Origin of the sequence: Sinosporangium album, assembly GCF_900100605.1 — a bacterium.
Taxonomy (GTDB): Bacteria; Actinomycetota; Actinomycetes; order Streptosporangiales; family Streptosporangiaceae; genus Sinosporangium; species Sinosporangium album.
Genome location: NZ_FNCN01000013.1, coordinates 188056 through 201542, shown reverse-complemented (window position 1 = coordinate 201542; position 13487 = coordinate 188056). Strand labels below are relative to the sequence as shown.

10 protein-coding genes are annotated in these 13487 nt (G+C 70.9%); 6 read left to right on the top strand and 4 right to left on the bottom strand.

The features are described from left to right. Window positions 1-7: 7 nt before the first annotated feature. The gene (locus BLQ73_RS16285) at window positions 8-1306 is read right to left on the bottom strand and encodes a cytochrome P450 (RefSeq protein WP_093171300.1); all 1299 of its coding nucleotides are present in this window, start codon (window positions 1304-1306) and stop codon (window positions 8-10) included. 168 nt (window positions 1307-1474) lie between these two features. Here BLQ73_RS16285 and BLQ73_RS16280 point away from each other — a divergent pair, with 168 nt between their 5' ends. Next, a complete protein-coding gene (locus BLQ73_RS16280; RefSeq protein ID WP_176955489.1) occupies window positions 1475-3670 on the top strand; it encodes an AMP-binding protein in 2196 nt (731 codons plus the stop codon). Window positions 3671-3679: 9 nt separating this feature from the next. Here BLQ73_RS16280 and BLQ73_RS16275 read toward each other — a convergent pair whose 3' ends face one another. Further along, on the bottom strand, window positions 3680-5461 hold the full coding sequence (locus BLQ73_RS16275) for a PEP-utilizing enzyme (protein ID WP_093171299.1): 1782 nt from the start codon (window positions 5459-5461) through the stop codon (window positions 3680-3682). Between the two features lie 223 nt (window positions 5462-5684). Between BLQ73_RS16275 and BLQ73_RS16270 the strand changes: the two genes are divergently transcribed. The 4 genes from BLQ73_RS16270 (at window position 5685) to BLQ73_RS16255 (ending at window position 9892) form a co-directional block, all read left to right on the top strand. Then, window positions 5685-7082, top strand: coding sequence for a 4-hydroxyphenylacetate 3-hydroxylase N-terminal domain-containing protein (locus BLQ73_RS16270; RefSeq protein WP_093171298.1), 1398 nt, complete (start codon window positions 5685-5687; stop codon window positions 7080-7082). A 9-nt stretch (window positions 7083-7091) separates the two neighbouring features. Next, complete coding sequence (locus BLQ73_RS16265; protein ID WP_093171297.1) at window positions 7092-7877, top strand: enoyl-CoA hydratase/isomerase family protein; 786 nt, start codon at window positions 7092-7094, stop codon at window positions 7875-7877. Between the two features lie 3 nt (window positions 7878-7880). After that, window positions 7881-8633, top strand: a complete 753-nt coding sequence (locus tag BLQ73_RS16260) for an SDR family oxidoreductase (protein WP_093171296.1) — start codon at window positions 7881-7883, stop codon at window positions 8631-8633. Window positions 8634-8968: 335 nt separating this feature from the next. Further along, entirely contained in the window at window positions 8969-9892 is a 924-nt protein-coding gene (locus BLQ73_RS16255; RefSeq protein ID WP_176955488.1) for a carbon-nitrogen hydrolase family protein, read from the top strand. A 58-nt stretch (window positions 9893-9950) separates the two neighbouring features. Here BLQ73_RS16255 and BLQ73_RS16250 read toward each other — a convergent pair whose 3' ends face one another. After that, window positions 9951-11765, bottom strand: coding sequence for a tetratricopeptide repeat protein (locus tag BLQ73_RS16250; protein WP_245691120.1), 1815 nt, complete (start codon window positions 11763-11765; stop codon window positions 9951-9953). 407 nt (window positions 11766-12172) lie between these two features. Beyond that, complete coding sequence (locus BLQ73_RS16245) at window positions 12173-12604, bottom strand: SPW repeat protein (protein WP_218125884.1); 432 nt, start codon at window positions 12602-12604, stop codon at window positions 12173-12175. A 144-nt stretch (window positions 12605-12748) separates the two neighbouring features. Between BLQ73_RS16245 and BLQ73_RS16240 the strand changes: the two genes are divergently transcribed. Then, the gene (locus tag BLQ73_RS16240; RefSeq protein ID WP_093171292.1) at window positions 12749-13192 is read left to right on the top strand and encodes a MarR family winged helix-turn-helix transcriptional regulator; all 444 of its coding nucleotides are present in this window, start codon (window positions 12749-12751) and stop codon (window positions 13190-13192) included. The last annotated feature ends 295 nt before the right edge of the window (window positions 13193-13487 follow it).

The following is a 13487-nucleotide window of genomic DNA, read 5'->3' as shown; positions in this document are numbered from 1 at the left end:
AGGGGGCTCAGGCATAGGGGGCTCGGGCATGGGAGGCGACCAGCCGTACGGGGAGCCGTTTGATGCCGCGGAAGAAGTTGGACCGTAGCCGCTCCGGCTCGGCCTGGAGCTCGACCCGCAGCCCCCGCTGGATGAGACGGCGCAGGAACAGCGCGGTCTCGAACCGGGCGAGATGCGCGCCGAGGCAGGCGTGCACGCCCCAGCCGAACCCCAGGTGGTCGTTGGGCTCCCGGTCTCCGATGAACCGGTCCGGGCGGGGGAACACCTCCCCGTCGCGATTGCCGGAGCAGAACCACAGCACGACCTTCTGCCCGGCCCCGATGGTGCGGCCGTGCAGTTCCACATCGCGGGTGGCGGTGCGCCGCATGCACAGCACGGGCGACACCCAGCGCGCCGCCTCCTCCACCGCGGCGGGGATGCGTCCGGGGTCGGCGACGAGCGCCTCCCACTGCCCGGGCCACCGGTGGAGCGCCTCGACGCCGCCGGACAGAAGGTTGCGGGTCGTCTCGTTGCCGGCGACCAGCAGCAGCAGGTGGTTAGCGTTGCGCTGGGCGAGGCTGAGCGGGCGGCCTTTCACCTCGGCGTGGAGGAGGGCGGTCACCAGGTCGTCCCGGGGGTCGCGGCGGCGTTCCGCCTCAAGCTCGCGGAAGTAGGCGAACACCTCGTCTCTGGCCTTCGCCGCGGTCTCGGGGCCCGCGCTGTACTCGGGGTCCTCGGAGGCGATCTGGTTGGTCCAGGTGAGCAGGTCCGCGCAGTCCCGGGCAGGCGCCCCGAGGAACCGCCCGACCACGAGCAGCGGGAGCCGCGCCGCGACCGCGGACACGAAATCGACGGTGCCCCCGGGGTCCCCGGGGTCCCCGGGGACCCCGGGGGCACCGGGGGCACCGGGGGCACCGGGGGCACCGCCCGGGGCCGCGTCCGCGGAGAGGACCTCGTCGAGCAGGGCGTCGATGATCGCGACGACCTCGTCCTCCAGCTTCCGGATCCGGGCCGGTCTGAAGTGCGGCACGATGAGCTGTCGCAGCGTGCTGTGCCGGGGCGGGTCCATGTTGTGGATGCTGGGGTCGCCATGGCCTTCGGCCCTGCGGTCGGCGATCTGCGTGCCTTCGGCCGAGGAGAAGGCCCGGTGATCGGAGGCGATCGCGCGGATGTCGCCGTAGCGGGTGACCGACCAGAAGCCGCGTCCTCCGGGCTCGTCGTTCCAGTGCAGCGGCGCGTGCTCCCGCAGGTGGCGGAAGAGGCGGTGGTCGTCGCCCCCTTCGAACGCGGACAGGTCCGTCAGGTCGACGCTGAGTTGATCGGACACCGAAGCCCCCCACCGCGATGACACAGCCCGAGTGCGAATGTTCAATCACTAAAGCACATCGAGTCTTCGAGAGAAAGCTTGTACAGCAACGCTCGACGCATAGATCACTCGGCAGAGAGCGACGTATGATTCACAGTCAGACGGCAGCAGCCACACGCGGGAGGCCAGATGTATCCGGCTCTGATCGCGGCCGAGCGGCCCGAGGCCACCGCCTACGTGATGGCGGGCACGGGCCATACGCTGACCTACCGGCACCTTGACGAGCAGTCCAACCGGCTCGCCCACCTGCTCCGCGCTCACGGGATCGGTCCGGGCGGCAGCGTGATCCTGATCGCCGAGAACCGCGTCGAATGGCCGATCGTCATGGCGGCCGGAATGCGCGCCGGGCTCTACGTGACCCCGGTCAACTGGCATCTCACCGAGATCGAGCTGCGGGGCATGCTGGCCGAGGCCCTGTCCGCGGGGGCACCAGCGGCCGTCATCACCAGCGCCGACCGCGCCGGCACAGTGCTGTCGGCGCTGTCCGCGCTGGGGGCGCTGCCGGGGCCGGCGGGGCCGGCGGGGCTGCCCGGGCCGTACGGCGACGGCCGGAAACCGCTCGGGCTGTGCCTGGACGGCGCCGCCGGCCCACTCGCCTCCTTCCACGACGCGATCGACGGCCGTCCGGCGACCCCCGTGGCCGATGAGCTCCTCGGCGCCCGCGTGCTCTACAGCGGCGGCACGACCGGCAGGCCCAAGGCGTTCCGCCAGCGGCTCCTCGGCGTGCACCCCGCCGACGCGCCGCCGAGGCACGCCGGGCTCACCGCCAGGCTCGCCATCGACGCGGACACCGTCTTCCTCTCCCCCGCGCCGAACTACCACGCGGCGCCGTTCACCTTCCAGCTCCTCACGCTCGGGCTCGGCGGCACCGTCGTCTGCATGGAGCGCTTCGACGCGCAGGCCGCTTTGGAGGCGATCGAGCGGTACGGCGTGAGCCACTCCCAGTGGGTCCCCACCATGCTGTCCCGCCTGCTGGCCCTTCCCGCGGATGCCCGCGGGCGGCACGACCTCAGCGGACACCGCGTCGCCTGGACCTCCGGCGGGCCGTGCTCACACGAGCTCAAGAAGGGGGTGATGAGCTGGTGGGGCCCGATCCTGCATGAGTACTACGGAGCCTCGGAAGGCTACGGGCACACCTATGTGTCTCCCGAGGAGGCGCTGGTCCGGCCGGGCACGGTCGGCCGGGCGCTGTCGGGAGGCGTCCACATCACCGACGAGAACGGGGTCGAGGTCGGCCCGCACACCGTGGGGAAGATCTGGTTCTCCGGAGGCGGCGCCTACCGCAACGCCGACGACGACGCGGTGGGCGTCGACCCGCACGGCCGGCGCAGCGTCGGCGACCTCGGCCGGCTCGACGAGGACGGGTTCCTGTACCTCGTCGGCAGGGAGGGCCACACCATCGTCACCGGCGGCGTCAACGTCTACCCGACCGAGGTCGAACACGCCTTGATGCTGCATCCGTCCGTCGCCGACGCCGCCGTGTTCGGGGTGCCGGACCCGGAGTTCGGCGAGCGGGTCAAGGCCGTCGTGCAGTTGCGCGACCCCGGCCGGGACGGCGAGCCCCGGGCGGAGCTGGTCGACTTCTGCCGCACGCGGCTCGCGGGGTTCAAGGTGCCGAGGGAGATCGAGTTCGTTGACCGGCTTCCGCGTCTTCCGACGGGAAAGCTCAACAAGGGGGTTCTGATGGATGCGGGGGCCGCTGCCGTACACATGTCCGCGCCGCGGTTCGAGGTGCTGCACGCGCTGCGGGTGAAGGGGATGGCCGACGTGTCCGCCGTCGGGGCGCTGAGCGGGCTGGGCGAGGAGCAGGCGTCACGGCATCTGGCGGCGCTGGCGCAGGAGGGGCTGGTGACGCTGCGGGAGCGCCCGCGGGCCATGGCCGCGCTCACGGCGGCGGGCCGGGAGGAGCATCTGCGGCTGCTGGCGGAAGAGGTCGGCGAGCAGGCGGTGAAGGCGCTGGAGGCGGACTACGAGCGGTTCCTTCCGATCAATAGGCAGTTCAAGAGGGTCTGCACAAGCTGGCAGATCCGCGATGACACCTCCGAGCCCAACGACCATGGCGACGCCGGATACGACGCCGGGGTCGTCGAACGGCTGGCCGTCGTCCACGCGGACCTGCTGGACGTGCTGGACTCGTCGGCCGGCACCCTGCCCAGGTTCCGGCGATATGCGCGGCGGTTGACGGACGCGCTCGCCCGCGTGCGCGCGGGCGAGACCGCGGCCTTCGCCAGGCCGCTGGCCGACTCCTACCACGACATCTGGATGGAGCTGCACCAGGATCTCCTGCTCGCTCTGCGCCGCGAACGCTCCGCCCGCGACGAGTGAGCGGGCGGGCTACGGCGCGCCTTCAGCCTCGGCGGCGGTGACGGCGGCGGTGACGTCAACGACCTCGAGTACGGTGACCGCGGCCGTCGTGCCGTCCACTTCGATCAGTGCGCCGTCGGGGATGCGGGCGGTGGCGTCGGTCGCGGAGACGACGCACGGGATGCCCAGTTCCCTGCTGATGATCGCGGCGTGGGAGAAGGGCGCTCCGACGTCGACCACGACGGCCGCGGCGGCCACGAACAGCGGTGTCCACGACGGGTCGGTGATGGGGGCGACGAGGATGTCTCCGGGTTCCAGGGCCGACGGGTCGTCCGGCGCGGTCAGGACGCGTGCCCGCCCGCGGGCGGTGCCGCCGCAGCCGGGCACGCCGGTGATGGCGTCGCCGGGCCGCAGCGGGGCGGCGCTCCGATCGGACCGCCGCCTCCACTCGGCGACGGGCCCTGGGCGGCCGACGGTGACGAACGGGGGCTCGTAGTCGAAGAGCCGCAGATACGTGCGCTCGCGTTCACGCAGTATGTCGAGGTGGGCGGCCGGGTCGTCCAGCCAGGTGTCCAGTTCGCCGGCGAACAGCATGAAGATCTGCGCCACATGGTCGAGATGGCCTGCCTCGGCGGCGCGGCGGCCGAGTTCGCGGGCCGCCAGCCGTACCTCGTGGATGAGCATGGCGGCCGTCGTGCGGCCGCGCTCCCGGCCGCGCAGCCACAGTTCGGCGGCGTGCAGCACGGCGTCGAACTGGGCCACGGCGGTCTCGTCTCCGGCGAACAGCGTGCGCAGTTCCGCGCTCGCCGCCTGCCGCTGCCGTGCGCGCTCGGCGTTCTTGCGCGCCGGGGCCTCGTCCTCGGAGACCAACCGCAGGCGGTCGACGGTGGCCAGGACGAGCGCGGGGTCGGTGCCCCAGGTCGTGGCGCGTATCTCCCATTCGGAAGGGCCGCGGAAATCCCACGTCCGGAGGAACCGGTCGAGGGCATCGGCGAAGTCGCGGGTTTCGGGGTCGGCGCCGAGCCGTTCGAACAGGTCGCGGCCTCCCGCGTCGAAGTGCGCGGCGACCGGGCCGGTGCGGGCCAGTCTGGACAGGTGCCACATCTGCGTCGAAGGCTCTGCGGAGTCCACCTCGCCTATGCCGCTGACCAGGGTCAACGCCAGATCCGGGCGGCCGGCCGCCTCGGTGATCCGCGCTATCCCGCCCAGGCCGATGCCGGACTTGAGGCTGGCTGAGATGTGGCGTTCGAACACCCCTTGGAGCACGTCGCCGAATGAGGTGATGCGTTGGCGCAGCTCCCGGTCCGACAGCGAGGCGAGGTCGGGACGTCGGGCCCGGATCCCGGCCACCGTGCGGCGGTCGGCGTCGTAGGCGGCCAGGTCGGTCGCGCCCAGCACCTCGTGGGCGAGCCAGGCGCCGGCCTTCTCGGAGTAGGCGGGGTTCTCGTCGAAGTCCCGGCGCTCGCTCTCGTAGGAGGGGATGCCCGGCATGTCCCCGAAGTATTGGAGGTCCACGCTTCCGGGGGTGGCCCCCGGCACCCGGACCCCGAACAGCCGCATCAGCGACATGTTGATGTAGAGGTAGCCGCCGAAGGCGGGCACGATGTTGTGCTCGACGGTGGCGTCGTAGAGATCGTGGTCCCACACTCCGCAGCTCACGAACGCCGCCCGCCACCCGGGCTCCAGGTTCGCCTGGAATCCCGCGGATGCGTTCAAGGGGCTTATCGGATCGGGGAAGATCTCGCCGATGTTGGCGCGGGAGTAGATGGGGAAAACCTTCGAGGCCCCATCGAAGACCGGAAATGAGCCCATGCGGCACCGCCCCCGAGATGTGACATTTGAGTCGCAGTTTTACGCGGCCCGCATGGTGCGGTCAACCCGTGATGCCGTGAGGATCTGCCCTTGATTATTAAGTTATCTGACTCGTAGTCTGACCATGCCGCGCTTCACCATGGCAGATCGTCAGCGACTCTCACGTCACACTCTTGAATGCTGACCCACGTCACGATCACGCTGTTGACGCGAACGGGAACCCATGACACTCCGCACGGTTCAGCAATACAGGGACGGTCTGAAAGACGGCCGCCGCGTCTTCTACGGGGGGAAACGGGTCGCGGACGTGACCGCCCATCCGGAACTGCGGAGCGCGATCGACCACTCGGCGCTGTCCTACGAGATCAGCGGCAGCCATCCCGACCTGGCGGTGAGCAAGGACGCCGAGGATCCGTACTCGATGTACTACCACGTGCCCCGCAGCGCGGACGAGCTCATCACGCGCGGACATCTCATCGAGGCCGGAGCGCGGCTCGGCGCAGGCACGATCCTGCTGAAGGAGGTCGGCAGCGACGCGCTGTTCGCTCTGCTGCTCACGCTCAGCGGCGAATCGCTGGAGAAGGCCACCGCCTACTACCAGCGGTGCCGCGACCTGGACCTCGCCCTGGCGGTGGGCCAGACCGACGTCAAGGGCGACCGTTCCCTGCACCCCCACGCGCAGGCGGACCCCGACCTCTATGTACGGATCGTCGACGAGGACAGCGACTCCATCACCGTGCGGGGCGCCAAGACCCACACCTCGTACTCCGCGAACGCCGACGAGATCGTCGTGCTGCCCACCCGGGCCATGGACGCCGCCGACCGCGACTACGCGGTGGCTTTCGCCGTACCGATCGACACGCCGGGACTGCACATCCACGTGTCGCCGTATCTCGGGGCACCGCGCAACGAGTTCGACTTCCCGCTGTCGTCACGGCACAAGATGGTGGAGAGCCTGACGGTGTTCGAGGACGTCAGAGTGCCGCGCGACCGCGTGTTCCTCGCGCGGACGGTGGAAGAGGCCGGGCCTCTGGCGATGGCGTTCGCCGGGTTCCACCGCTTCACCTCGATCAACTACAAGCTGCCGCTGCTCGACATCCTCATCGGTTCGGCCATCCTCATCGCCGAGGCGAACGGCATCGCCAAGGCAGGCCATGTCCGGGACAAGCTCACCGAACTGATCGTCTACACGGAGACGGTGCGCTCGCTCGCCGAGATGGCCGCGATCAGATCACGCACCCACCAGACCGGCGTCCAGATGCCTGACCCCCTCACGGCGAACATGGCCAGATATCACTTCGGACGCGGCTACCGCGACGCCGTCGCCACACTGATCGACCTGTCGGGCGGCCTCCTGGTGACCGGGCTCGGCGCGGACGACTGGGCCGAGCCGGCGACACGCGCGGTGATGGAGAAGTACTACGCCGCGGCGGTGCCGGCCGAACGGCGTCTGCGGCTGATCAACCTGATCTCCGATCTCACCGCCCGCGACTTCGGCGGCTACCAGTCCGTCCTGGCCGTCCACGGCGAAGGATCGCTCACGGCACAGGAACTCTCCATCAGCCGGTCCTACGACACCGACCGCGCGATCCGGTATGTCGAGGCACTGGCCGGCATCTAGGAGGACAGCGTGCACAACGATCTGGCGAACCTGCGGATCGAACGGGACGGCGCCGTCGCGGTGATCGGTTTGAACCGGCCGTCCAAACTGAACGCGGTCGACCTCGACACGCTGCTGCAGTTCAACGCCGCGCTGGCCGAGTGCGAACACGACGAGTCGGTCCGCGCGATCGTGCTGAGCGGCGAAGGCTCGTCGTTCTGCGCGGGCATCGACCTGACCGCGCTGGCGGAGGAACGCATTCCGCGGTCGTTCTTCCCGCTGTGGGAACAGACCATGTGGCTGTCGGAGAACCTCCCCAAGCCGGTGATCTGCGCGATCCACGGCCACTGCATCGGCGCCGGGTTGCAGCTCGCGCTCACCTGCGACCTGCGGATCGCCGACGCGCGGGCGCGGTTCGCCCTCCCGGCGGCCAAGGAGGGGCTGATCCCCAGTCTGAGCCCTCACCGCCTCTGGCGGTTCGTCGGCCTTGGGCGTGCCCGACGCATGGTGCTTTTCAATGAGACGTGGGACAGCCCGACCGCGCTCGACTACGGCCTCATCGACGAGGTCGTGGACTCCGGGCGGGAGGGGGTGCTCGAACGCGCGGTCGCCCAGGCGAAAACGTTCGCCGAGGACCTGCCCACCATCAGCTTCGCCATGTGCAAGAAGGCGCTCAGCCTTCCCCGCCACCCCGACGAGGACCTCCTCGCCGGCTATCTCGCCGACCAGGAGGTCTGCCTCACTCACCCCGACCACCACAAGGCCGCCAACGAGTGGCTGGCGCGGGTGAACGGCAAAGCCGGACGTAGGACGTGACCGGTGGATCTCGGCCTGCGCGACCGCGTCCACGTGATCACGGGGGGCTCCGGCGGCCTGGGGTTCGCCGCGGCCCGCGCCCTAGTGGACGAGGGCGCCCGCGTCGTCATCTCCGGGCGCGACAAGACCGCGCTGGACCGCGCGGTGAACGCGCTCGGCCCGTCCGGGGCGGCCGGTGTGAGCGCCGACAACGCCGACCCCGACGCCCCGCAGCGGCTCCTCACCGCCGCGGCGTCGCGGTTCGGCCGGGTGGACGGCCTGCTGATCAGCGTCGGCGGGCCGCCCGCGGGTCCCGTCACCTCGGTCGTCGACGACCAGTGGCGCGCGTCCTTCGAATCGGTCTTCCTCGGCGCGGTCCGGCTGGCCACGGCGGCGGCCGACGCGCTGGCCGAAGGCGGGTCGATCGTCTTCGTCCTTTCCACCTCGGTCCGTGAACCGATCCCGGAACTCGGTATCTCCAACGGGCTGCGCCCCGGGCTGGCCATGGTCGCCAAGTCCCTTTCGGCCGAGCTCGGCCGGAAGGGCGTGCGGGTGAACGGCCTGCTGCCCGGGCGCATCGCCACGGAACGGCTGCGCTACCTGGAGCGGCGGACGTCGCCGGAGGCGACCCGCAGGGCGGTCGCCGCCATCCCGCTCGGCAGGGTGGGCTCCCCGGAGGAGTTCGGCCGGGTGGCCGCGTTCCTGCTGTCCCCGGCGGCCTCCTATGTCACCGGTGCCATGATCCCGGTCGACGGCGGTGTGCTGCGCGGCCTCTAGCCCTCCGGTGCCGCGAGCGTCCCGAGCCGCCGTCACACCACGCGCGCGCGTCGTCATCCTCGGTACGGCTACCGCCTGCACGCCCCTGCCGCACCGGCCCAACGCCGCGGGAATCGGCCCCCTCGGGGCCGCCGACTCGGTACCTTCGCGTTGAACCACCTTCCGACACGCGCGGCATCTCGACGAGGAGGACGCCGGATCACACCACCTGGAATCGCCCCGGCGCCATGACGCCCCCCCACCACGGGCCTCTCCCGCCTGCGGCCGGCCGCCCCGGCCGCCCACCCCTCCAACGCGACCTACGGCGCCGCCGTACCGAAGCAGGGAGCCCCCCGATGAGAATCGCCGTCGTCCAGCAGAGCGCGCACGGCCGCGACGTCGACCGCAACATCGCGCTGACCCGGCACTGGGTGGCGCACGCCGCCGACGCGGGCGCCGACATCGCGGTCTTCCCCGGGACGTGGAACATCGGCCACCAGTTGCCCACCGCCGCGGAACTGGAGTCGGCCGAGGCCCGCCAGACTCTGCTCCAGGCGCAGCGGCGCTACCTCGCGGCGGCGGAGGAGGCGGCCTGGAAGAGCGGGGTGGCCGTGGTCGCGACCTACCTCGACGTCGACGACGGGGAGACACCCAACACAGCGCACAACACAGCGCACAACGCAGCGGCGCTCATCGACCCGAGCGGCGACACCGTCCTCACCTACCGCGAGGTCGGCCCCGCCCGGTTCACCGGGGAGGGCGCCCCCGGCCGCGACGTCGCGACGGCCGACCTCGACCTCGCCGACGGCGACCAGGTCCGGGTCGGGCTCCTGATCTGCCACGACCGGGACTTCCCCGACGCCGCCCTCTCCCTCGCCCACCAGGGAGCCGAACTCGTGCTCATCCCCAACGCCGGCCCGCTGTGCGTCAACCGCCTCTGGCAGGTGCGCACCCGGGGCTTCGAGAACCGCTACGCCGTCGCCCTCGCCAACTATCCCGAACCGCCTTACAGCGGACGCTCGCTCGTCTGCGACGGCATCGCCTTCGACGACGGCGGAAACCCCCGCGACCACACGGTGCTCCTGGCCGACGAGACGGCCGGCACCCACATCGTGTCCCTGTCGCTCGACGCCCTGCGCCACTATCGCGACACCCGGCCATGGGGCCTGCCCGACGACGTCACCGCACCGCTCCCGAGCACCCCCCAGCCCGGCGCCGCGCCCCAGACCGACCACCCCGCCAACGGCCTCTCCGCCCCCTGGGGCCGCTACCACACCTGACCGGTGCGCCGTACAGCGCACCCGACCCGTACGGCACCGCCGTCGCCCGCGACCTCCGTCACACCCCACCGGTCGACGCGGCGTCGGCGTCACCGGGGTCGGCGTCGTCGTCGGACAGCCACCGTTCGGCGAGCGAGCGCACGTCGGGGTGGACATCGGGGGTCACCAGAACCAGCCTGCCCAGCGAGTCGAGGATGGTGACCGGCCTCTTGCCGCCCGCCTCGACGGCCGCCAGATAGCGCCACCCCACCAGCTCCGCGACGTCCGCCCTGGCCTCCGGGTCCACCCACGCCGTGGCGATCAACGCCAGTACGGCCGCCTCGCTCACCCAGTCCTCGGGCCCGTAGGCCAGATCGACCAGCGTCCTGCGGCGCTCCGACTCCCGCCACGGCTGGTCTCCCCGGTGGTGGGCGATCCCCAGGCAGGCCCACGCCTGCACCTGCCGGATCCAGTGCGGCCACAGCTCCGCCCTGCCGTACGGCAACGCCGGCGGATGGACGAGCACACCGAGCAGATCGTCGAGCGGCAACGACGACAGCCGCACCGCCGCGTCGAACGCGGCCGGAAGATGCGGCCACCGCGACTCGGCCAGGGCCGCCACCGCATGTCCGGCCTCAAGCGGAGGAATGGGCACGGCCGGTACGGCGGTCGCGTCCTCATAGCGCCACACCTGCCGCGAGACCTCCCGGACAGGACCGCCGGAGAAGACCTCCGGCACGGGCAGCCGAGGATCGGGCTCCGGAACCGCCTCGATCGACAACGTGAAATCGGGCAGCGCGCAGGAGAAGGCCAGCAGGGCGCTGGGCGGCTCGGGAGCCGACACGGCGAGCGCGCCGCCCCCCGCATCCGCCCCCTCGTCCTCCAGCACTTGGAAAAGCACGTTCACCACCGACTCGGTCGCGGGCACCGAATAGTTCAACCAGGGCAGCTTCGCCGACTGCACCGACAGGACCCTCGACGCGTGCCCGTTCTCCGGGTGGGCACGCAGATGGTCCGCCAGGTCGATCAGATGCCGGGCGTCGCCGTCGCACTCGAACCGCAGGCCGCACGCCGTCGGGAACGCCGCCTCGTGCTCCGCGTCCACGCGCAGGGCGCCCTCCACCCACGCCAGACCGTCCTCAAGCCGACCGGTCCGTTGCAGCAGCTCGGCGAGGTCGGTCCGTACATACAGGTCGTCGGGGTCGATCTCCAACGCCCGCAGCAGGGCCTTCTCCGCCTCGTCCCACCGCTCAAGGTTGCGGTGGGCGCCGAAGGCGGCGATCGCGGCCTGCCGGGACGGCGCCAGCACGGCCGAACGATCGGCCAGCAGCACGGCCTCCTCCGCCTCGCCCGCCCGCCGCATGAGCATCGACCCCGCCCACAGGAGCGTGGCGCATTCGGGGTAGGTCCGCGCGCTGTGCCGTACGAGCTGCACGTACGGCTCCAACGCCGGCCTGTCCTCCGCCGCCACCGGGTCGGCCAGCGACGGCGCCAGGCCGCCGAACAGCCTGAACAGCACCTCCTGGGGCACCCGGGCGGGCAGCTCCGGATCGAGCACCCACGGCACGTGCGCCCAGCGGCCCCTCGGGTCGTGGCGCTGAGCGGAGGCCAGCAGCTCCAGGGCCTTCACATGCTCTCCCCGTGCCGCCAGCAAATGCGCCCGCGCGATCACCGTGCCGACGAACACCGGCCGCTCCATGGGAAACAGCTCGACGTCCAACCGGGCCAGCAGCTCATGCGCGTCCGGCAACGTCGGGTCGAGCGCCAGAGCCGCCGCCACATGCTCCGCCGCGTGCTTCACCTCGCCGTCGTCGAGCGCGAGCACCGCCATACTGAGCTCGCCTTCGGCCTCCTGGCGAGGATCGTTCAGTCCTTCGTGACCTTCTGGTGCCACCCGTGGCTCCCCATTTGAGGCGATTGGACCCCATACCTTGCCACACAGATAACGACGGGTGTGTCTTCTTCACAGCACCGGGTAAGCCCTGCGCGCATCCACCTCGGAAGTCCGGATAGGTGAAGCACCGACGGCTGCATATTCGCCGCCGCCGCTGCTCGCCGAGGAGGTTGCCCACGGCCTGCCGGAGGGCAGCGGCGTCGCCGACGACGGTTGGGTCCCCGGCGACGGGATCCCAAGCTGACCAGCCCCGATCATCCGTACGGCACGGCGTACGGCAGGCCCCAGGGGCCGCGGCGGAAGCCGGGTGGCCCGGCTTCCGCCGGTAAAGGCAGGTAGGGCGGGCAGGCCCGGCCGACCCGGTAAGGGCGGCGACGGGTCGGCCGGCCTTGGCCTCTGTCGGAGCCTCAGCCCTTGCGGGCGGTCTCCACCTTCCTGCCCAGGAAGACCGCACCCAAGCCGAGCGCCAGGGCGACGATGCCGCTCGCCACGTTGCTCCAGATCATCGATCCGGGCGCGACGTGAGGGTGCACGACCCACGGGGCCACGATCGTCCAGAGGCCGATGATCGGGACGACCCAGGCGACGCCGTGCGTGCGGCCGTAGGCCGAGACGAAGCCGAATCCCAGCAGCGCCAGCGCGATACCAACGATCAGGTTGTTCACGGCCAAGGTCGTGAAGCCGTTGAATCCGACGATCCACGGAGAGGCCGCGATATAGAGCCCGGTCAGGAAGATGAGACCGGCGACCACCTTGGCGGTCGGCGCCTCGCCGGCGAGCTCGTATTTCGCCCGCAGCTCCGCGATGTCGGGGTGCGTGCTCATGGCTTGACCAGCCATGTCTTCCACCACCTTCTCAAGACGCAGTCGTGCGCTTGTGTGGCGAGGCGAGCGGACTCTCCGCGGCGAGGAACTGTCGATCCTCCTGACACCTCACCGATATGTCTTAATGTGATATTATCACCACAGGAGGGATCAATTCCAATGCGGCCACTACCCAAGCACCTCAGCGATAGCGAGTACGCCAGGTTGCTCGGGCTTCGTGCCGCGCTGCGGCGGTTCCTGCGCTGGAGCGAGGAGCAGGCCGCCGAGGTGGGGCTCACGGCCGCCCAGCACCAACTGCTGCTGGCGATCCGGGGGCATTCCGACCCGCGGGGGCCGACCATCGGGGACCTCGCCGAATACCTCTGCACCCGGCACCACAGCACCGTCCAATTGGTCAACCGGGTGGAGCAGATGGGGCTGGTCACGCGCAACCGCAGCCTCAGCGGCGACCGCCGGATCGTCCGCCTCATGCTCACGGAGAAGGGCGAGGGGAAGCTCGCACTGCTGAGCGCCCCCCATCTCGAAGAGCTCCGGCGCCTGGCTCCGCTGGTCGCCGGGCTGGCCGAGTCGGCCATGGCCCCGGCGTTGGAGGGGGCGACGTGAGCCCGCGTCCCCCGGGCCACTCGTTTCTCTGATTTCACCCCTGACGGCACAGGAGATCTTGCCGGAGGCCGTCTTGGGCGGTTCGGAGAACTCGATCCGCCTCAACCACTGGTAGGACGGAACGCGGGACGTTCAGACCTGCCGCAACTCCATCTAGCGATGGTATCGATACCTGCGTCCAAAACGTTCTGTTGGACCCCTGGGTGATTCAGCCGCGACATTGAAACAGGCGACCGCTTGAACACGGTCGTCACGACCCCGTTCTCCGAGCCCGCGTGCTCTACCCAGGCGCGCG